15 protein-coding genes and 1 pseudogene are annotated in these 20,978 nt (G+C 42.7%); 8 read left to right on the top strand and 8 right to left on the bottom strand.

The genetic code is table 11. The features are described from left to right. Window positions 1-107: 107 nt before the first annotated feature. From VB836_RS11750 to VB836_RS11725, 6 genes are all read right to left on the bottom strand, one after another. A complete protein-coding gene (locus VB836_RS11750; RefSeq protein ID WP_323219501.1) occupies window positions 108-1,166 on the bottom strand; it encodes a M23 family metallopeptidase in 1,059 nt (352 codons plus the stop codon). Between the two features lie 265 nt (window positions 1,167-1,431). Next, the gene (locus VB836_RS11745; protein WP_046282453.1) at window positions 1,432-2,082 is read right to left on the bottom strand and encodes a hypothetical protein; all 651 of its coding nucleotides are present in this window, start codon (window positions 2,080-2,082) and stop codon (window positions 1,432-1,434) included. A 263-nt stretch (window positions 2,083-2,345) separates the two neighbouring features. Continuing rightward, entirely contained in the window at window positions 2,346-2,570 is a 225-nt protein-coding gene (locus VB836_RS11740) for a hypothetical protein (RefSeq protein WP_323219500.1), read from the bottom strand. A gap of 272 nt (window positions 2,571-2,842) precedes the next feature. Beyond that, window positions 2,843-5,203 carry a CHASE2 domain-containing protein gene (locus tag VB836_RS11735; RefSeq protein ID WP_323219499.1) on the bottom strand — a complete coding sequence of 787 codons (2,361 nt, stop codon included), beginning with the start codon at window positions 5,201-5,203 and terminating at the stop codon, window positions 2,843-2,845. Window positions 5,204-5,503: 300 nt separating this feature from the next. Next, window positions 5,504-6,721 (bottom strand): acetate kinase, encoded by a 1,218-nt coding sequence (locus tag VB836_RS11730; RefSeq protein ID WP_046279410.1) that lies wholly within the window; start codon window positions 6,719-6,721, stop codon window positions 5,504-5,506. Next, window positions 6,718-7,044 carry a hypothetical protein gene (locus tag VB836_RS11725; protein ID WP_323219498.1) on the bottom strand — a complete coding sequence of 109 codons (327 nt, stop codon included), beginning with the start codon at window positions 7,042-7,044 and terminating at the stop codon, window positions 6,718-6,720. Before VB836_RS11725 ends, VB836_RS11730 begins: the two co-directional genes overlap by 4 nt. A 403-nt stretch (window positions 7,045-7,447) precedes the next feature. Between VB836_RS11725 and VB836_RS11720 the strand changes: the two genes are divergently transcribed. Further along, window positions 7,448-8,584 carry an RNA-guided endonuclease InsQ/TnpB family protein gene (locus VB836_RS11720; RefSeq protein ID WP_323219497.1) on the top strand — a complete coding sequence of 379 codons (1,137 nt, stop codon included), beginning with the start codon at window positions 7,448-7,450 and terminating at the stop codon, window positions 8,582-8,584. A 21-nt stretch (window positions 8,585-8,605) separates the two neighbouring features. Here VB836_RS11720 and VB836_RS11715 read toward each other — a convergent pair whose 3' ends face one another. After that, window positions 8,606-9,235, bottom strand: coding sequence for a histidine phosphatase family protein (locus VB836_RS11715; RefSeq protein WP_323219496.1), 630 nt, complete (start codon window positions 9,233-9,235; stop codon window positions 8,606-8,608). 353 nt (window positions 9,236-9,588) lie between these two features. Between VB836_RS11715 and VB836_RS11710 the strand changes: the two genes are divergently transcribed. The 7 genes and pseudogenes from VB836_RS11710 to VB836_RS11680 all read left to right on the top strand — a co-directional run bounded on the left by VB836_RS11710 (window position 9,589) and on the right by VB836_RS11680 (window position 16,755). Continuing rightward, window positions 9,589-12,003, top strand: coding sequence for a phosphoketolase family protein (locus tag VB836_RS11710; RefSeq protein ID WP_323219495.1), 2,415 nt, complete (start codon window positions 9,589-9,591; stop codon window positions 12,001-12,003). A gap of 302 nt (window positions 12,004-12,305) precedes the next feature. Beyond that, complete coding sequence (gene eno / locus VB836_RS11705) at window positions 12,306-13,604, top strand: phosphopyruvate hydratase (RefSeq protein ID WP_323219494.1); 1,299 nt, start codon at window positions 12,306-12,308, stop codon at window positions 13,602-13,604. Window positions 13,605-13,882: 278 nt separating this feature from the next. Then, a complete protein-coding gene (locus VB836_RS11700) occupies window positions 13,883-14,101 on the top strand; it encodes a hypothetical protein (RefSeq protein ID WP_323219493.1) in 219 nt (72 codons plus the stop codon). Beyond that, window positions 14,094-14,477: a retroviral-like aspartic protease gene (locus VB836_RS11695; RefSeq protein ID WP_323219492.1), complete on the top strand. Its 384-nt coding sequence runs from the start codon at window positions 14,094-14,096 to the stop codon at window positions 14,475-14,477. Before VB836_RS11700 ends, VB836_RS11695 begins: the two co-directional genes overlap by 8 nt. Before the next feature lie 102 nt (window positions 14,478-14,579). Beyond that, a pseudogene (locus VB836_RS11690) lies at window positions 14,580-15,717 on the top strand (RNA-guided endonuclease InsQ/TnpB family protein). A 391-nt stretch (window positions 15,718-16,108) separates the two neighbouring features. Then, window positions 16,109-16,345 carry a hypothetical protein gene (locus VB836_RS11685; RefSeq protein WP_323219491.1) on the top strand — a complete coding sequence of 79 codons (237 nt, stop codon included), beginning with the start codon at window positions 16,109-16,111 and terminating at the stop codon, window positions 16,343-16,345. A gap of 2 nt (window positions 16,346-16,347) precedes the next feature. Then, window positions 16,348-16,755, top strand: a complete 408-nt coding sequence (locus tag VB836_RS11680) for a type II toxin-antitoxin system VapC family toxin (protein ID WP_323219490.1) — start codon at window positions 16,348-16,350, stop codon at window positions 16,753-16,755. 116 nt (window positions 16,756-16,871) lie between these two features. Here the strand turns inward: VB836_RS11680 and VB836_RS11675 are convergent, their stop codons facing one another. Next, window positions 16,872-20,654: an NACHT C-terminal alpha/beta 1 domain-containing protein gene (locus VB836_RS11675; RefSeq protein WP_323219489.1), complete on the bottom strand. Its 3,783-nt coding sequence runs from the start codon at window positions 20,652-20,654 to the stop codon at window positions 16,872-16,874. Window positions 20,655-20,978 lie beyond the last annotated feature (324 nt).

Raw genomic sequence — 20,978 nt, 5'->3', positions numbered from 1 at the left:
TGTTTAGGATCAAGTCAGTTTGCTCCTACAACCTTACAAACTCATCCTAGAGGATGCGAACATGATTTGTTAACTCACCCTAAGACTGATTTTTTGAAGAATAACTATTACTCTAATTCAGCGTCTCGTTTTATTTCTAGGATAATCTTGCCATCGCGGATCAAACGATATTCTCCTCGCCAAGTTCCCGGAATTAAAGGCTGTTGTGGATTATTTTTTTTGCCCACATAACCCAGCCAAGTCCGACTAGAAGAGTTAAGCTGTTCTTGGTGTTCGACGACAGCCCGACCTCGTGGATCAAAAAGTTGATATTCTACGCGATCGCCCGAGAGGATACCATAAGCTTGTATCCAAAACAAAAGTGCTGGATCATCTCTAGAAAAGAGAGTTTCGCTAAATTCTCCATCCCAAAGTTGATCTATATTAGGCGCAACGGTCGCAAACCCGGCCCGAATTAACCCCGTTGGTGTGTAGGGAAGGGGTCGATCCCAAAGGGAATTTTGTCTGACATTACAACCGGATGCAGCATTTGGCCCCACAAACGGATCAACGACTTCCCCTTGATAACGCACACTCAAATGAACATGAGGAAATGACGCTAAACCGGAAGCCCCCACCATTCCTAAAACGCTTCCCGTCTCCACAATATCTCCGGGCTGCACCTCAACGCTACCGTTACGAAGATGACAATATTGGGTTTCCCAACCGACACCATCAGAAGCGATACTGTGATCAATCACAACGCCATTTCCACATTCGCTCCCTTCAACAGCATCTCTATCCGTTTGATCCTGCACACGACGATCTTCAACCCCATCTCGCACGCGCAAAACCTTTCCCTCTGCCGCCGCTAATACGGGTACACCTTCAGCCATCGTCTGTTCATCGGGTATGGCAAAATCAGTGCCACTGTGAGTATCATAGGTTTGGCGTCCGCAGCCAAAATCAACGGCAGCCGGAGACGGATCGCGATCAGGATACAGTAGGATAAAACAGTCTTCACCGAGTGTACATTGAATCGGCGGAGAAAAGCGGGGACTGGGTATGGTTTGAGCGAGCCAAGTTTCTAAGGTTAAACCCTGTTGGGGGTTGAGGACGTTAAAAACAACTGTTAAACCCAGAATTAGACAAAATAAAGCGAGATATTTTTTGAAACGTAAAATCATAGGAATTTTGTTAAACATCTGATCTTAACCTCACCCAATCCCTCCGCCTGCGGCACCTCCCTTAGAAAGGGAGGCAGGGTTCGGCCATTCGTCCCCTCTCGATTAATAAATAGTCCCGTCGGGGACACCTTTTCCCTCTCCTCGTAGGAGAGGGTTAGGGAGAGGTTTGAGAGGGTTAGGGAGAGGTTTGAGAGGGTTAGGGAGAGGTTTGAGAGGGGAGTAATTAATCGTAGCTTTTACAACTCAGAACAGGGGTTATTTGAGATTAACGAAAAACGAGATCCGATTGTAATCTCAAATCTAAATCTTCTTCTGGACGAATAACAACAACTTCGACTTTTTCCCGACCTAAAAATACACCCGCGATCGCACCAAGTCCAGCACCACCTAAGACTTCTTCAGTGGCGATCGCCTTATCTCCGACAACTGCTGCAATGGCTGTCGCCGCCGCCGCACCAATAGCAGCACCTTTTAAGATATCTCCAGCAGAAGCCCCTTTCCTGATGGTTTCGGTACGAGTCACGACTTCAGAATTAGCATCGAGGCGATATTTTTGACCACTTGTCAGGAGTACCTCCGAGGCGATAAACTGAGAACCTCCAGAAACCGGGCGTAATTCTCCGTTAATTTCTGACCCTTGGGGTAGCCAAACTTGTCCGTAGGTGGTACGAACATCTTTAGAGACTTTCAGAGTTACAGGTACGGTTTCTTCAGGGGTTAAGACGATTTTTTCTGCTTTTTCGTATTCAATGGGAATAATCGTTCCGGCGGTAATGTTATCGCGTCGTAGGGAACTCGGGAAACGTTGGGCGACGGCGGCGCTGGGACTGAAAATGACGGGAGTTGCTACACTAACGGTTAATCCCAGTGTGATTAATACAGATGTTCCGGAAAGACCGAATTTAGAGGTGAACATGATTCGGAGCGTCCTTGATGCGAATCGATTTGTTTGATTCTCCAGACTTGACATACTCCCCATTTCTAAAGAAAGGGGATTCTCCAAACCTCACGGCTTTGGATTACTGATTCATTGACAACCCTTACAGCAAGCTGGTTTCCTAACCTACTCCAGAGGGGTGAGTCTCCCCAGTCGTTCATCCCATTTCAGAGATAGTTTCGGTATGCCCTACCGTACTTGAGAAAAAATGCTTGATTCTCTGTACTTGGTGCTTTAAGGTTTTATCTTGCCAAAGCATTTCTTGCAAGAACCCCATACCTTAAGTTTTCAAGGTTAATTGCATCCATTAGATGCTGGGTTTTTAGACTGGTTGAATACCCTGCCAGTAGAGTTATTATAGCATTTCCTTGCCTTGTGCCTTGTATCCCCATACCTAAAGGTAGGGGCGTGTGCGGCAATTTCCGGTAAAGTTGTTCAAATTGGTTCACTCTTTCAGGTGTTACCATTGGAAAAACTTGAGTATACGATAAAACTTAAACTCTGGAAGTCAACGGGGAAAGGGCTTACTCTATTGTAGGCCCTGATTTTTATCAACAGCAGCCAATTTCGATTTCATATAACAAAAACAGTCTTGATGAAAACAGGGCTTTGGGGTTATCGATTCATTTGAGGTTTGATATTATGTCCGGTTGATTAATTCTGTTATGGGGTGGGGCGGGTTTATCTCAATCTCTCAGTAGTGCTAAAGATATTGACTGAACCCGCCCCTACAGAATCATTATTGATTAGTCGGACATGATATGAATAGTCGGCGAATAATAATAATCAGGGTTACTGTAGAAATAAAGGCGATCGCAGAGGGAATTAAAGGTATCCAACCCCCAGAAAGCCACAGAATAACGTAGCAACTACTATAGAGAAATATCAAACTTCCTGTCATTGCCAAAATCAATTTTTGAGGTGAGTTGAACTTCCAAGCTTCCAACGCGGCTAAACCAGACCAAGCTAAAATTAAAAGCAATTCAACCCATTCAGATACCCACCAAATTAAAGGCCGTTTGTCTTGAACAGCGCTAATAATTTGACTAACCATATGGGCTTGAATAACAACACCGGGAATATCGGGAACATCCCCTTGACTGAAGGGTGTACGATGGAAATCTTTAAAGGTTTTATCTGTCGTTCCGATCAAAACAATTCGGTCTTTTACCAATTCTGGAGTTAACCGATTTTCAATTAATACCTCGGCTAACGTGAATTGAGGTGCTATTTGTTGAGTTGCACGATAATTAATGATAAATTGATATCCTTTCGCATCAATTGAATGATATCCACCCGCATGACGTTCGACGGGCTTAAAAATCGCTTCTCCGATTTTAACATTTCCTGATTTGGTAATTTCATCGGTTATCCCTTCATCGGCTAAATAACGCAACGCCAAGCGAAAATTAAGAGAGGTATCAACTTGACACAAAGAATATTGGGGAGAAGCTTGACCAATTAGTTGACGTCGGACAATATTATCCGGATCAATTGTGGTATTAGAAAATCCAACTCGTTCTCGTAAATTTTCTTTTGGAATTTCTTGTGGGGCTGCAATTCCAGGGTTATCTGCATCTTCTCCCACTCGACACACTCCAATTAATCGATCTGAATTTTGCCAAGAATTAATCAAGGTTTTATAGTTAGATTCTGTCGGCATTTCTCGATAGATATCTAACCCAATTGCACGAGGTTGATACTCAGTTAGCTTTTCGATTAACTGTTCTAAAGCCCGATTAGAAAGTGAGGTGGCTTGACGTTCTTCAGGGGATTGTGCTTGCACATCTGCACCTGTAATGGTAATTAATAATAGGCGAGAATCCATTCCCTCATCAGGACGCGATCGCATCAATTGATCAAAGGCTTTTAGTTCAAGGGGTTGTAAAATCCCTAAAGCTCGTATTATAATCACTAATAGACTCACCATTAAACTCACACCTGTTAATAAAATAGGCGGAGAAATATAAACTTTTGGGATAATTTTTTCGGGTTTGATTCCATCTCGCAATTGTTGCCAATTTGGGGCTGTTGTCGCCGGATTTTGACACAGGACGGGCAACCAACCTGCACAGGGAAATTGTGTTTCTAACGCTTCTAACTTTTCTCGGGCTTCTCGCACCGAAAGATAAAAAGATTTTCCTCTCGAAAAAGTCGGTAAAAAGCTCGTTAAAAAGGCTTGAGCCACTCCATCGGGAACAGGTTCTCGCATCACAATTAACTGCGGAATTTGTAAATCAGCGAGTTCACGAGCCAATCCTAACCCATCACAAGAGTTAAAAATAGCGAGTTGTAATCCTTGTCTAATTGCGGCTTTAAGTGAATTTTTCAGTTGTTCAATTGAAATAGATTCTTGAGGATTAATTTCAAGTTTTCCCATTTGATCTTCAGCCAAAGAAGAACTATGTCCCGCAAAAAATAGAATATCCCAACCCTGTTCATCCCAAAGCCAACGATCTAATTCTTGACGTTGAGGCTCGACTAAAAACACCGTTTCCGCATGAGGAAGTTTTTCTAAAAGTTGCCTATCTGTTTGCACATCAATCCCTTTACTATTTCCTAAAATAGCGAGGAGTCTAACTTTCTTTTTTCGCTCACGAGGTTTAGAAATTGGGGGTTGAAATTGTTGGATACTTAAAGCGAGTTCCGCGTCAGGATAATCTACAAAAAAGTTCCATAAATGCCAAGGAAAGCGTCGCAGTTGTGTATCTTCTGTTTGCAGAATTACGCGAATTTCTTGATCGGGAGTCAGATGAGTTCGCATTTGGCGTTCAATTCGTCCGAATGATCCTGAGTTCAACCACTGATTTAAACCTGTTCTTAATTGCTGACAAATGGCTTGAAATTCTGCTTCAGAAACTTGGGTGATATCCTCATCTTCAAACTCAATTTCTGACTGTCGCCATCCACAATAATTGTACATCACTGGATAAAGCGATCGCCATTTTTTAAAGCGTTCTACAAGTTCTAATGCAGGGGGTAAACTCCCTGTCCATTGAGTTTTGATGCTGCGATCCTGCTCCCACAATTGAGCGACAACACTTGGAAAACCCCGTTGACAGCTTCCTTCACTAAAGTTAATTACAACAGATTGATTCACGTTTTCAGATACTGACCCTAAATTTTTTGACAGTCACCGATAAACCAGAAAGGCGACTCTGAGGGTTGTTGTTGATTTGAGGGATTTGACGGCTAGCTACAGGCTGACAAAATAAGTTATTTCTAGGTTAGCAGGTTCATCGAACTTGTGCATCCTTAGTTACGTTTGATGTCACAAAAATATGCACATCTCATCAAAACAGGTAACTTTGCTTAAGGAGAAAAAAACACAAAGACACCAAGACACAAAGAAAGCTAATTTTCGCGACTTGGTGTTTTGTTATAGATGAAGGATTAAGGGTTAATTTTGTTTTAAAATCTGCCAACATTCTGAGGCGATCGCCCAATCTTCTTCGGTATGAATAATTAATACTCTGACTGGGGAATCTTCTGTTGCAATATCTGTATCAATTGGTGATTTTGCATCTTTTTCGACATCGATTTTCAGCCCCAAAAATTCAAAGCCTGCACAAGTTGCTTCTCGAACCGGGGCGGAATGTTCTCCAATTCCAGCCGAAAAGACTAACGCATCTAAACGGGTGAGATTTCCTAACATTGAACCGATAGATGTTTTTAGGTGATGAATAAACATCTCGAAAGCTAGTTTCGCCTGTTCATCTCCTTTTTCTATTTGTTCTAACACATAGCGCATATCGCCCGAACTTCCCACAATTCCTTTTATGCCCGATTCTTTATTCAACAAAATATCTAACTGATCGGCATCAAAATGATGATTTCTCATCAAATAAATCAAAATAGCGGGATCTATTGAACCGCTCCGAGTTCCCATCATTAAACCTTCTAATGGGGTAAATCCCATTGTGGTATCGACACTGATTCCCTCTCGAATTGCCGCTAATGAACAACCATTGCCTAAATGACAAGTAATTAACTGTAAAGATTCTAGGGGTTTTCCTAAGAGTTGTGCAGCCCGTTGAGCGCAATATTTGTGACTGGTTCCATGAAATCCATAGCGCCGAATTCCCTTTTCAAACCATTGATAAGGAATCGGATAAACGGCAGAAGATAGCGGCATTTTACTGTGAAAAGCTGTGTCAAAAACTGCCACTTGGGGAACATCAGGTAACACCTGTTCAATCGCTTCTATTCCTTCTAAATGAGCGGGATTATGGCTCGGTGCGAGGGTAATTAAACGGTGAATAACCTGTTTAACTTCAGGCGTAATTTGAATGGCTTCTGAATAGTCTGAACCGCCATGTACCACCCGATGACCGACAATATCAATTTCTGATAATTGATCCAGAATTTGAGTTTCTCCTTGAGTCAAAGTCTCCAACATTTTAGAAACCCCTTCAACCCGTTTATTGGGGTCTAATTTCATTTCCTGTTTAATTCCATTGGCTTTGACTTTCAAAGTGCCGAAATCATTGGATGCAGTCCAGTCAATATTACCTTCCCAGATCGGTTCCGGGTGTTGTTGAGGAAGGGTATTTCCCTCAACATTATATAAACTACTTTTTTGAGAACTAGAACCTGCATTCAGTACAAGTATTTTCATGGTTCCGTTGAGTTATGGATTTTATAAATGTCCTCATCTAACTCCAGCTTAACAACAACTCCTTTAGCGTGTAGCAGTCGATTCGCTGCCGAAAGAGAATCACTGACAGCACCCATATAAGCGATTTGTTCACTTAATTTTTGTAGTTTTTGTCTGAGTTCTTCTTGTTCTTGTTCATCTTCGGCCGTTTCCATTGAACTTAAGACTCTACCCTTCTCAATTTCATAGTAATCTAAGAAATCTCGGAAGTAACAATGTAACTTAGCAACTAATAGGGAAGGAGAATAGTTGTTAACATGAATTTGAGGTTTACTATCTGTCATTGATGGATCAATTCAAAGGTTTGCGCCTAATACTATAACAGCTTTTACAGTCAACAGTTTACAAGCAAAAGGCAACAGGCAAAAGGCAACAGGCAAAAGGCAACAGGCAAAAGGCAACAGGCAAAAGGCAACAGGCAAAAGGCAACAGGCAAAAGGCAACAGGCAAAAGGCAACAGGCAAGATTGCTAACTGGTCACTGATAACTGTCTTCACTGGTCACTGTAAACTGGTCACTGATAACTGTCTTCACTGGTCACTGTAAACTGGTCACTGATAACTGTCTTCACTGGTCACTGTTAACTGTAAACTGATATTACCCTCCTACCATTGAACGCAGAGAAGTAACTTAGTAGACGATTTATGGTACAAAACGGTACTATCTGTAAGATCAGATAATAGATCTATGCAACGAGCCTTTCAAACCCAACTCAAACTTAACAACCGTCAAAGAACCTTAATGGCGACCCACGCGGGATATTCTAGGTGGGTTTGGAATTGGGCCTTAGCGATGTGGAACGAGGCTTATAAAGAAGGACTAAAACCTTCTGCGAATAAGCTAAAAAAGTTCTACACCAATCACATTAAGCCAAACTATCCCTGGCAGTCAACCCTAAGTTCTAGAGTTTATCAATTTGCTTTCATGCACTTGGGAGAAGCTTTTAGTCGCTTTTTTCAAGGCACTGCCCAACATCCTAAGTTCAAGAAAAAAGGTAAAAATGATAGCTTTACTTTAGATAATTGCGGTAAGGTAATGAAGTTGTCAGGAAGGAGGTTAAAACTTCCTTTTATTGGATGGGTTAACACTTACGAACCCCTAACCGAAATCCAGACTAAACGAGTTACAATTAGTCGGGTTGCCGATTCTTGGTATATCTCTGTAGGCTATGAGTTTGAGCCAGAACCGACTGTAAAATCAAGAGAATACCTGGGTGTTGATGTAGGGGTTAAGGTATTAGCGACCTGTTCAGATGGTACTGTTTTTGTTAACCCCAGAGCTTACAAAAAAGCTCAAAAAAATCTGGCAAAACTTCAACGCGAACTCTCGAGAAAACAGAAGGGTTCTAACAACAGGAATAAAGCTAGACTGAGACTTGCAAAAGCACATCAAAGAGTGGCTAACATTCGCAAAGATACAATTCACAAACTCACCTCATGGCTATGCAAAAACCACGCAGTTATCGGGTTAGAAGACTTGAATGTTTCTGGGATGATGAAAAATCATAAATTAGCGGGTGCTATTGCCGATTCTGCTCTTTATGAAATTCGCCGCCAAGTCGAGTATAAGTCCGAGTGGTACGGTTCAAGAGTAGTGTTTGCTGATAGATTCTATCCGTCAACTAAGACCTGTTCAAATTGCGGTCACGTTCAAGAAATAGCTCTGAAAGAACGAGTTTTTAACTGTAATAATTGCGGTGTAAGCATTGACCGCGATTTGAATGCCAGCCTGAATTTAGAAGGTTATGCCGAGGGCTTCTTGGTGAAATGCCTGTCTGACCGGGTGCTGCCGACAGTCCGGGGTGATGCAGGAACGAAACATTAATACGGTTTATACCGTGTTATATCAGTTTTCGATAGCAGTAGGATCTAAATGAGAACGATCGGCTAAACTGTGGATTAATGGCCCGTGTGCAGCCATTTCAATAATACTAACTCCCCCCACAGGCATGGCTAGGCGATCGCGAAAACGGCCTACATCAATTCCCAGTGCGCGACACAACATAATCCGAATTGTGGCTTTATGAGAAACAACTAAAACATTTCCTGTTGGATGCTGTTCTTCTATTTCTTGAATAACGGGAGAAGAACGTCGAGAAACATCAATTCCTTTTTCGCCACCCGTGGGTGCATTCCAACCCGGATCAGTTAACCAACGAACATAATCATCGTGATATTTTTCATTAACCGTTTCAGGACGTTCACCCTCCCATTTTCCATAATAGATTTCTTTGAGTCCGTCTCGGAGTTGCATCTTCAAGTTAATCGTATCACACAAGGGTTTTGCTGTCGCTAGAGTGCGTTTCATGGGGCTAACATAGGCAGCCGTCCAAGGTAAATCACGGTAAGCTTCAGCAAATTGTTGTGCCATTTCTTCGCCTTCGGTTGTTAATTCTGGGTCAAGTTCACCACAATAACCCCCTGTTTTACTATGAACCGTTTCGACCTGACGCAAAAAATACAGCTTTAAAGTCATAAAAATGTTAGTTCTGCTGAAAATTGGTCTAGATCACTGCGAATACTCTGTTGCCCTCTAAAGTAACAAGATCTCTGCTCGGAAATTTTAAGATAATCTTAAATCTAGATTAAAAATTGATAATCTCTTGCTAAAAAATAAAAAAAATAGAAAAAGCTTGCGATTTGTTACAAATTGAACTTTAATTTACCGATATGAGGCAACCTGCCGAAATACAAGTTCATTGATTCGACTCGTTTAGTGTTGGTGCTGTAGGATATCTCAATGATTATCTCCGAATAGCAACTGACAAAGAGACCCTATGACGCCGAAATTTCCTAGCTAAGTAACACATTTACAAGGAATCAGGACACATGGTAGCAGCACCAAATATACCCACAGAAATCACCAATCCGCTCAATGATGACGAGCTGCGAAAGACGCACGCCTACTGGAATGCTTGTCATTACTTAGCATTGGGGATGATCTATCTGATGGAAAATCCTCTGTTGAGAGAGCCTCTGCGAGCAGAACACACCAAACCACGTTTATTAGGTCACTGGGGTGCGAGTACCGCTCTCAGCTTTGTGTATATCCATCTCAACCGACTGATCAAAAAATACGATCTTGATGTCATCTTAATGGCCGGCCCCGGTCATGGTGCGCCGGGAATTTTGGCCCCCGCCTACTTAGAAGGCACCTACTCAGAAGTCTATCCCGATAAAAGCGAAGACTACGAAGGGCTACAAAAATTCTTCAAACAGTTCTCCTTCCCCGGTCATATTGGAAGCCACTGCACCCCAGAAACACCCGGTTCCATTCACGAAGGCGGAGAGTTAGGATATAGCCTTTCCCATGCTTATGGTGCCGCTTTTGATAATCCAGATCTGATTGTCGCAGCCGTTGTCGGAGATGGAGAAGCGGAAACCGGGCCACTCGCCACCGCTTGGCACTCCAACAAATTCCTCAACCCCATCCGGGATGGTGCCGTTCTCCCCATTCTCAACCTGAACGGATACAAAATCGCTAACCCTACCATTCTGGCTCGCATCCCCGCAGAAGAACTCGAAAGTCTGTTTGTCGGTTATGGTTACACGCCCTACGTGGTTGAACACGTTGATGGAGATGATGCGGGTATCACCCATCAAAAAATGGCCGCCACAATGGAACATTGCGTCAACCAAATTCGCGCCATCCAAGAAGAAGCCCGTCGTACAGGAGAACCCAAACGCCCTCGCTGGCCGATGATTATTCTCCGCACCCCCAAAGGGTGGACAGCCCCCAAAGAAATTGATGGTCATAAAGTTGAAGGCTTCTGGCGGGCGCACCAAGTTCCCATGTCCGATGTGGGTAAAAACAAAGACCATCTGCGGGTTCTAGAGGATTGGTTACTCAGCTACAAGCCCCATGAACTGTTCGATGAAAACGGTAAACTGAAACCTGAACTCAAAGAACTTGCACCCAAGGGAAATCGTCGGATCAGCGCTAACCTTCATGCCAATGGCGGTATGTTGCGGAAAGATCTAAAAATGCCCGATTTCCGTCGTTATGCCGTAGAAGTGCGGAATCCCGGACGGACAGAAGCCGCAAACACTGGCATTTTAGGGGAATTCCTGCGCGATGTCATGCGAAATAACATGACCAATTTCCGAGTCTTCGGCCCGGATGAAACCGCGTCTAACCGTTTACAAGCGATCTACGAAGTCAGCAAAAAAACCTGGATGGCTGAGTTCAAAGAAGAAGACCTCGATGGTAGCGAACTCTCTCCCGATGGTCGCGTCATGGAAATGTTGAGTGAACATACCCTCATCGGTTGGCTCGAAGGCTATATCCTCACCGGACGTCATGGCTTCTTCCACACCTACGAAGCGTTTGCTCATGTGATCGACTCCATGTTCAACCAACACGCCAAATGGTTGGATATTTCCAAAGAAGTGCCTTGGCGAGCGCCGATTTCTTCCTGGAATATTCTGTTATCTTCGACGGTTTGGCGTCAAGACCATAACGGCTTCTCTCACCAAGATCCCGGTTTTGTTGATCTGGTTACGAATAAAAGCGCTGAAGTGACTCGGATTTATTTCCCGCCCGATGTCAACTGCTTGCTTTCAGTTGCCAATCACTGCTTAAAGAGCAAAAACTACGTTAACGTGATTGTTGCCGATAAGCAGAAGCATCTGCAATACCTCAACATGGAGGATGCCGTCAAACACTGCACCAAAGGAATTGGGATTTGGGATTGGGCCAGTAACGACGATCGCGGGGTTGAACCGGATGTTCCTGATGTTGTGATGGCGAGTTGTGGAGATATCACCACCCGCGAAGCCTTAGCCGCAACCGCTATTATGCGCGAGGAGTTCCCTGAACTGCGTATCCGCTTTATCAACGTTATTGATCTGTTCAAACTTCAGTCGGAGTCAGAACACCCTCACGGCTTATCGAACCGGGATTTTGATACCCTGTTTACTCCCGATAAACCCGTGATCTTTAACTTCCACGGTTATCCCTGGTTAATTCACAAATTGGCTTATCGTCGCACCAACCAAGAACGAATTCATGTTCGCGGTTACAAAGAAAAAGGCAACATCAACACCCCGTTAGAATTGGCGATCAGAAACCAAATTGACCGCTTTAGCCTGGTAATTGATGTAATTGATCGCGTTCCGAAACTCGGTTCTGCTGCGGCTCACGTTAAAGAACGCATGAAAAACGCCATTATCGAAAACCTTAACTACGCCATTGAACACGGTAAAGACAAGGAAGACGTCGATAACTGGAAATGGCCCTATTAACAGTGAACAGTGATCAGTGACCAGCTTTTACAGTTTACAGTTTACAGTGACCAGTGACCAGTGAAGACACTTTACAGTTTACAGTTGTCCTAACCCCTGTAACAATTCCCCTGATAACTGGTCACTGATAACTGGTCACTGGTCACTGAAAAACTGGTCACTGATTTTTAGTGTTGGGGTTGGAAACCTTAAAATTGCCTTGCTGAACCGGAGTATTGAGATTTTCAGCTCTAAAATAAAGCTTCTGAACTCAAAAATTGAACGTTCTTAGTTGTTCTAGATAGAGGAAAAAATTAAACATTATGGATACCACCATTCAAACCATTCACGCTCGAGAAATTTTAGACTCTCGCGGAAACCCGACGGTAGAAGTTGATGTTACCCTCGCTGATGGCAGCAAAGGACGGGCGGGCGTACCTTCTGGGGCGTCTACGGGTATTCGTGAAGCCATTGAACTCCGAGATGATGACAAAGGTCGTTATGGCGGTAAAGGGGTTCTCAAAGCCGTTGAAAATGTCAATACAACCATCGCCGACGCCCTCAAAGGCACCGATGGCGCCGATCAAGCGGCCATTGACCACAAAATGCTCGAACTTGATGGCACTGAGAATAAATCTAAACTGGGCGCCAATGCCATTTTAGGCGTCTCTATGGCGGTTGCACGGGCAGCAGCGATCGCCAAAAATCTACCGCTTTATCAATATTTAGGCGGTGAAGATGCTCATCTGTTACCCGCTCCCTGCTTCAATATTATTAACGGTGGCGCTCATGCGGATAACAGCGTAGACTTCCAAGAATACATGATCGTCCCGGTTGGTGCGCCAACGTTCCGGGAATCTTTACGCATGGGAGCGGAAGTTTATCACGCCCTCAAATCAATTTTGAAGCAAAAAGGCTACAACAGCAACGTTGGCGATGAAGGTGGTTTTGCGCCGAATTTAAAAGCCAATATTGAAGCGATTGAAGTCATTTTAGCGGGAATTGAAAAAGCGGGATTCAAAGCAGGGGATGATATTGCGATCGCCCTCGATCCGGCTACCAGTGAACTCTATCGAGAAGATGGCAGTTATCTGTTCTACAAATCGGATAATAGCAAGAAAAGTTCCACCGAAATGATCGAAATCTGGGAAAGTTGGATGAATCAATTTCCGATTATTTCCATTGAAGATGGTTTAGGTGAACAAGACTGGGAAGGCTGGCAACAAATGACCCAAAAATTGGGAAATCGGGTGCAGCTTGTCGGAGATGATGCCTTTGTGACGAACCCTGCGATTATCAAAAAAGCGATCGCCGATGGTGTTGGAAATAGTACCCTGGTTAAAGTCAATCAAATTGGTTCGGTCACGGAAACTTTAGCAGCAATTAATGACTCTCGTGCTGCTGGATATAGCTTCATGGTGAGCCATCGTTCGGGAGAAACACCGGATGATTTTATTGCCGATTTATCTGTTGCAACCGCTTCAGGACAAATCAAAACAGGCGCTCCTTGTCGGGGTGAACGTTTAGCCAAATACAACCAATTGCTTCGCATCGAAGAAGAACTCGGAAGTAAAGCTAAATATGCAGGAAAAACTGCTTTTTCTCGGCCTGTAACCGCTTAAGTTTGAAGTCAATTAATCGCAGACGAGGGTTCAGAAACCGGGTTTCTATTAAAATCTCTGCCAACCAACCAAAACTTATTTCACCAAACCCGGTTTCTTGGCTTTTTGCTAGGGGTTGAGAAACCGGGTTTCTATTAAAATCTCTGCCAACCAACCAAAACCTATTTCAGAAATCCGGTTTCTTGGCTTTTTGAAAGTGATGAGTTCCGGGGTGGGATGTTCGCAGTTCGTCAGCAAGAGGTTGTGGTAACATAAAAAAATGATTTCAAGGTCGTTTTATGTCAAATCCCGAATTATTGGCGCAACTGCGACAGTTATCTCGTTCTGAAAAGTTCCAAATCATACAGTTTTTAACGGCTGAATTGGCGAAAGAAGAAGGAATTAGCATCGGTAATGAAGCCGCAGAAATTATTAGTGCAGTGCATACGTCTCATCGTGCAGCAGAACAACTCATGCAGTTACTAGAAACCGAACAGAAGCAACCTCAAAATGTTTAACGCTAGGCGATATCTTTTTCAGCCTAAACGAGATGAGTCTGGTATTTTAGCCAATGTTCCGTATCTGCCTTTAACCCTCAGTTATCAAAATCGTTCCCTTGAGGTTATGAGCTTACTAGATACAGGAGCGACTGTTAATATGTTGCCTTATAATATTGGGTTGGAATTAGGGGCAATTTGGGAAGATCAACAATTTTCTGTAAATTTAGCGGGTAATTTAGCAAGTGCTGAAGCAAAAGGATTATTGGTTTTAGCCACAGTAGGAGAGTTTAATCCAGTGCAGTTAGCTTTTGCTTGGACGAGGGTAAATAATATTCCAATTCTTTTAGGACGAACTAACTTTTTTTCTGAGTTTGATGTTTGTTTCTATGGGTGACAATTAGCGTTTGAAGTCTGTCCTAAGTCAAGGGAGAGCAGTAACCTAGTTGACAATTTATGGTACAACACGGTACTATCTGTAAGATAACAGAATACATCTATGCAACGAGCCTTCAAGACCCAACTCAAACTTAATAACCGTCAAAAGACCTTAATGGCTAAACACGCGGGATATTCTAGGTGGGTCTGGAATTGGGCTTTGGCGATGTGGAATGAGGCTTATAAAGAAGGACTAAAACCTTCTGCGAATAAGCTAAAAAAGTTCTACACCAATCACATTAAGCCAAACTATCCCTGGCAGTCAACGCTAAGTTCTAGAGTTTATCAATTTGCCTTTATGCACTTAGGGGAAGCTTTCAGTCGCTTTTTTCAAGGCGTTGCCAAACATCCTAAATTCAAGAAAAAAGGCAGAAATGATAGCTTTACTTTAGATAATTGCGGTAAGGTAATGAAGTTGTCAGGAAGGAGGTTCAAACTTCCTTTTATTGGATGGGTTAACACTTACGAACCCCTAACCGAAATTCAGACTAAACGAGTCACAATTAGTCGAGTCGCTGATTCTTGGTATCTGTCTGTAGCCTACGAATTTGAGCCAGAACAGACTGTTAAATCAAGAGTTTATCTGGGTGTTGATGTTGGAGTTAAGGCATTGGCGACCTGTTCAGATGGTACTGTTTTTGCCAATCCAGCAGCCCACAAAAAAGCTCAAAAAAATCTGGCTCGACTTCAGCGCGAACTTTCTAGAAAACAGAAGGGTTCTAACAACAGGAATAAAGCCAAGCTCAAATTAGCAAAAGCTTATCAAAGAATTGTCAACATTCGGAAAGATACAATTCACAAGTTAACCTCATGGCTATGCAAAAACCACGCAGTCATCGGGTTAGAGGATTTGAATGTTTCTGGAATGTTAAAAAATCACAAGTTAGCAGGTGCTATTGCTGATTCTGCTCTCTATGAAATTCGCCGCCAAGTCGAGTATAAGTCCGAGTGGTACGGTTCAAGAGTAGTGTTTGCGCTATAGATTCTATCCGTCAACTAAGACCTGTTCTAATTGCGGTCACGTTCAAGAAATAGCACTGAAAGAACGAGTTTTTAACTGTAATAATTGCGGTGTAAGCATTGACCGTGATTTGAATGCCAGCCTAAATTTAGAGGGTTATGCCGAGGGCTTCTTGGTGAAATGCCTGTCTGACCGGGTGCTGCTGACAGTCCGGGGTGATGCAGGAAATAAACATTAACACGGTTTGTACCGCGTTATATCAGTTTTATAAAGCAGTGGAGTTGACATCCTCCCGTCGCCGGAGGCGAGGGATTCCTAGACCTCACAATGCACGGTTTCTGCTTCACCCACATCTGCGTACACCACTAAGATCGCATTAGCTATGTCCCCGTCTTACGTCATGTCCACAGACTTTCGACCCATTGCAGAGTCCCGATGCTGTAGTCTACTTCTGACTCTCTTGCAAAGGTGCTGCGTGGGGGAAACCCCCAAGACCGCACTTTGCGCTTCTGACTTCTGACTTCTGACTTGCGCGTAGCGGTATAGGGGGCGTTTTAGGCGGCTGAGGTGTCGGCGCAAGTAAGGCTATACTACAATTAATCAGAGCTTAAAATAAGGAAATAAGCCCAATGACCACACAACAATTATTAGAAAAATGGCAGAGTTTAGACCCTGAACAACAACAACAAGTTCTCGCTTTTATTGACTCTATTTATCAAACCAAGAAACCGACTAAACCGAGTTCTCGGCTCGGAGAAAAATTAAGGAAAATACGCCAAGAAATTATAGAATCTGGGATACCCTTGTTAACCCCAGAAGAAATACAACAAGAAAAAGCCGAACGTCGTGGAGGATATGTAGACTAATAATGCTCCGAACTTTTGTCGATGCTGGAGTGTTAATTTATGCGGCTCGCGCTGAAAATGACATGGCTGAACTCGCTTTACACATCTTAGAAGATGAACAGAGAGAATTTGCCTCTAGTATTTTTCTGAAATTAGAGGTTTTACCAAAAGCCATTTATCATCAACAAACTAGCGAGATCAAATTTTATGAAACTTTTTTTGATGCAGTTATTTACTGGGCGAACGATATCAACACTATCATTGAACAAGCCTATCGAGAATCTAGCCAATTTGGACTAGGGGCGATGGATGCTTTGCATATTGCTGCGGCAGTCTCAGTTGGAGCAACGGAATTTATAACCAATGAAAAACCTGCAAAGTCAATTCATCGAACTCGAAGTATTAAGGTCATTTCCATTCATCAACTGTAGAGGTAATTCATGCAGTGCCTCTACTGGTTGTTAAAAGAATAAATCAGATTATCGGACACCGGGTTGGGTGGGACAGTTTTTATTTTATCCCAAGTTTCAGGGAGAAACCGGGTTTCTCAAATCTCCTCTAACCAAGTTTCAATGGCGGATAACAGATTCGGTTGATTGGGCGGAAAGCCTTTTAACGGGGCTTCTAGGGGGTCATCGGTGAGGAATGCGATCGCTACAATATTAGTGAGTTTTTGGCAGAATTCGATGACTTGATCGCAGGGAAGGCGATCGATCAGGATAGCGAGTTTGGGTAGATTTTGGCGAAGTTTGAGGGTTTTCAAGTGTTCCCGCAGTTTGCTGGGTGTGGTAACTTCTTTAGGATAGGCTTCATTGGGGAAGGCTTCTTCCCAGATCAGTTGGCAGAGGGTGAGGGCGATTTCGCTTTTGTCGGTTTCGTTGGCGAGGATGTAGGCATCGAGGCAATAAATCGGCCGATTTTGCAGTTGACTACAAAGATATGTGAGTAGAATTTCTCGGCTTTTAACCGTTGCATTGCCCACTGGGGTATTATCTTCAACTTCTGGATGAGGCAATTGAACAGGATGATGCCAGGCTTGATAAAATTGGGGATAGGAGAGGTTTTCGGCACAGTTCCAGATGACTTTGTAGCATTCATAGAATCGGTCAAAGTTATTTTGGTAAATTTCATCGCTGAGGCAATCTTTTAAGGCGGAAACGACCCCTGCATATTGTTTGGGTATAACTAATGCTTTTTTTAGACTCTCAGTTATACTGTTATTTTCTCCAGCAAGCCAGAACCAACTATGTTTACTATTTTTAAGAACTTTAATCAAGGCTAAAATGGCTGGGGTACTTCCCGGATTGACTTGAGCTAAAATTTTCGCCAAAAAACTATATTCATAGAAATCATCAGCAGTTTTAAGGAGGTTATCTAAAACGCAAATCGCTTTATAATTTCCCCGTCCAATCCGCCCCAAAATAATTACTAAATCCCATAAAAGAGTCCTGCTTATATGTTTATTGCTTGCAACTTTTATAGCATATAAGATAACGTTTGTTAAATTTGACCTTGATTTTTTATCAAGAGTTGATGCCATATTTTCGACTTTAATTTCTACCCAAAAAAGAAGGACAAGGCGTTTGATAATTATAGAAAAGTCTTGGTCATAAATAGTTCCTGTATTTGTTAAGTATCCCTCGGGAATTTTATCTACATTTGATTTTATGATTCTTACTAAGTTTTGGATTGCCAGATCATTATCGATGCCTAGTTCAATCATTTTACAAGCTGAGTAAAGACAAATTATGTCATTTTCATTTTTAAGATCTTCCAAAAATATCGAAAGTACAAGAGGGTTTTGAGGGTCGATTTCGCCCAAGCTATACACATCTCTAAGGCGATCATTGTTATCTTGAGAATTTTCTATTCTTTTCATTAAAATCCTAGTAGCTGTAGAATTATTAGGAGAAATTTTACTTAAAATTTTGGCGGCACGACCACGAACGTCACTAGATTTATCCGCTTCAATAATGTTAATTAATTGATCGACTATTGAAAGTTCAGGTGCTATTTGACCCAGCGCTTCAGCAGCATACCAACTGATATCTTTATTAAGAGCTATAATTTCTACTAAAGTTTTAATGGCTTGAGGATTTCCTTGTCCGATTTTCCCTAAACCTTCAACCGCTACTATACGGGTAAATTCATCCTTAGTAGTTTCGATAACTTTCATAAAAGCGGCGATTGCTTGATGATTTCCTGGGTCTATTTTTCCTAAAGTTTCAGCACCCTCACAACTGATATATTCTTCTGGGCAATCTTCGAGAATGTTAATCAGTTCGGAAATAGCTATTTGTCGAATGGTTTCCGGTATTGTCTCTCTCGCCGCTTTTTGAATCGGACCTAAAAAAGTTTTCCATTTCTGTTTTTCAATATCAAATTCACCAAATCCCCACTTTACCACCTGCCTGACAATCTCAGCCACCAGGGAAGAAGCCTTAAATTCATTAATTCCTGCTGCTGCCAGAAAATAGGCTTGATATCCATAAAAATCTTTAACCCCATCCTCAAACTCAACTAACTTCTGGATAAACTCCTCTTTCTTCTCATTCCCAACATCCTCACGCCCCAACCACAACAAAATCACCTGCTTCCACTGCGGTTCAAAAATGCGATATTTCTTTCCCTCAACTGGAAAATTAACATGATCTTTGGGTAAAAAATAATCCCAATCCTCCACCGCCAAGGCTGCAAAATACTCCTGAAACGTCGCATGATAAAACGCATAAACGGGTTCATCGGGGTTTTCTGCGGCGACGCCCACCCGGTTTAACCATCCCAACTCCAACGCCAAATGGTGTAATTCTGTATCGGGTTCTCCCAACACCTGACAAACAAAACGATGAGTCAGACGAAAGCGAGATTTTTCCCCCTCTATCGCCCTCAACGCCAACTTTCCTAACCCTTGATTGAGTCGTTTTCGCTGTGGGGAAGTCGTCGGAAATTCATCCCCTTTCCAGATGTAGAAATCTTCTACAAATCGCTGATACAATTCGGCTTGAGTTTCCGGTAAATTTCCTCGATGTCGTTGCCAAGTTCGACACAATAACGCCAACCGCAGGGGATTTTTAATTAAATCTCGAATTCGGCTTTGATCCGGTTCTTCCAGTTGTCGCTTCAATTCAACCGCTAAACTCTCCCCCTTCTTCCCATTCTCCCCATTCTCCCCATTCTCCCCCCTTTTTAAAGTTGTAGTCCTTTGATTCTCCCCCCTTAAAAAGGGGGGCTGGGGGGGATCAAAATTCTCCCCTTTTAAGGATTGGGAGGAATCAAACCAATTTTCAATAAATAAATGAACTTGTTCGGGATAACTAAATTCGAGAGTTCGATAGGTATCAAAATCGTCTAAGGCGTTTTTCTCTCCATCCCAAACATTCAGCCGACAGGTGAGAATCACTCTCGCCGAAGCCAACCAGCCCTTAATTTGAGAGGCGATATCCGCAAGAACGTTTTGCGATCGCCCCGACATTTCATCCACCGCATCCAACAGCAAAAATACTTTTTTATTCTTGAATAACTGTTTAAATGCTTCGATATCTTCCGGGGTAACTTGTATTAACTCCCGCACCTCTTTTAGCCAATTGTTCAGCAAATAGTCTTCTAAAGTTTTCTCACCCAAACTCGCCAAAGACACCCAAACGGGGATAAAATCAGTCTGATCTAACATCCCCTGTTCAAGTTCTTGCAATAGCGTACTTTTTCCCGCCCCCGGTTCTCCAATTACCGCCAACCGTTTCCCTTGACTTTTGCTTTCTCCCTGTTGAATGACTTCTTTAAAAAACCGACTTTTGGCGTAGGTTTCTGTTACTTTATCGATTTCTGGGGCGTACATTTGTGAACTTTTTTCGGGGAAAGGTTCATCGGTTCGCCGTTCTCGTTTCTTGCGTTCCACCAAACCCAAAGGAACATAAAGCTGTTCTCGGTTGTGTGTAATGTCATCTTTAAAGGTTAGGGAATTGGTTGTAATTTTTTGGCGTTGTGTGGCTTGTTGTTGACAAATTTCATGCCAGTTAATTGCCGTATTTTTTGAATTTTTATGACGCTTGACTTCACCAATTACAACCTGCCATTCTTCAAGATCGACAACATCTTCAAGTTGAAGTTCTAATACTTCAATTATTTTTTGGACGGTCTCGGGTTCGACTGCTCTTTTATAAGTAATAAAGTTTTTAACTGTATCTTCACTAATACCCGCATTACCATATTTATTATATGTAGCTTTTGAAATTGTGTCATTTGTCAAGCCTTTCTCTTTCCGAGCATCCTTAAGTTTCTGGATACCGTTGGGAGTTGCTGCAATACTTCGAGGTTTGCGGGGTGTGGTCATTTTCAGCACATCTCACTGATCCTTATCCCCATGATATCCCTTTCTTAGCCAATTCTACGCCCCCCAATTGCCCCCCTACCCTAGCCCCCCAATTCTGGGCAGGGCCGTTTCAAAGTCGATAAACATTTGCTTAGAACCTCTCCCCCAACCCCCCTCTATCCCCCCCTTATCCCCCCTTTTAAAGGGCAGGGCCGTGTCCTTCTAACAAAATCCAAAACCAAAACCCCCTGTCATTAAGCCATCTTTGACCTTCTTTAATTTAGGAAAATCACAAAAGTCGAAAAAAGTTTTTTGCAAAAGTTTTAAGAATTGATAAATTAGTTC

Origin of the sequence: Limnoraphis robusta BA-68 BA1 (genome assembly GCF_034932365.1) — a bacterium.
In the GTDB taxonomy this organism is placed as follows: Bacteria; Cyanobacteriota; Cyanobacteriia; order Cyanobacteriales; family Microcoleaceae; genus Capilliphycus; species Capilliphycus robustus.
Note: the sequence above shows the minus strand (reverse complement) of the source record. Positions and strands in the feature narration are given on the sequence as shown.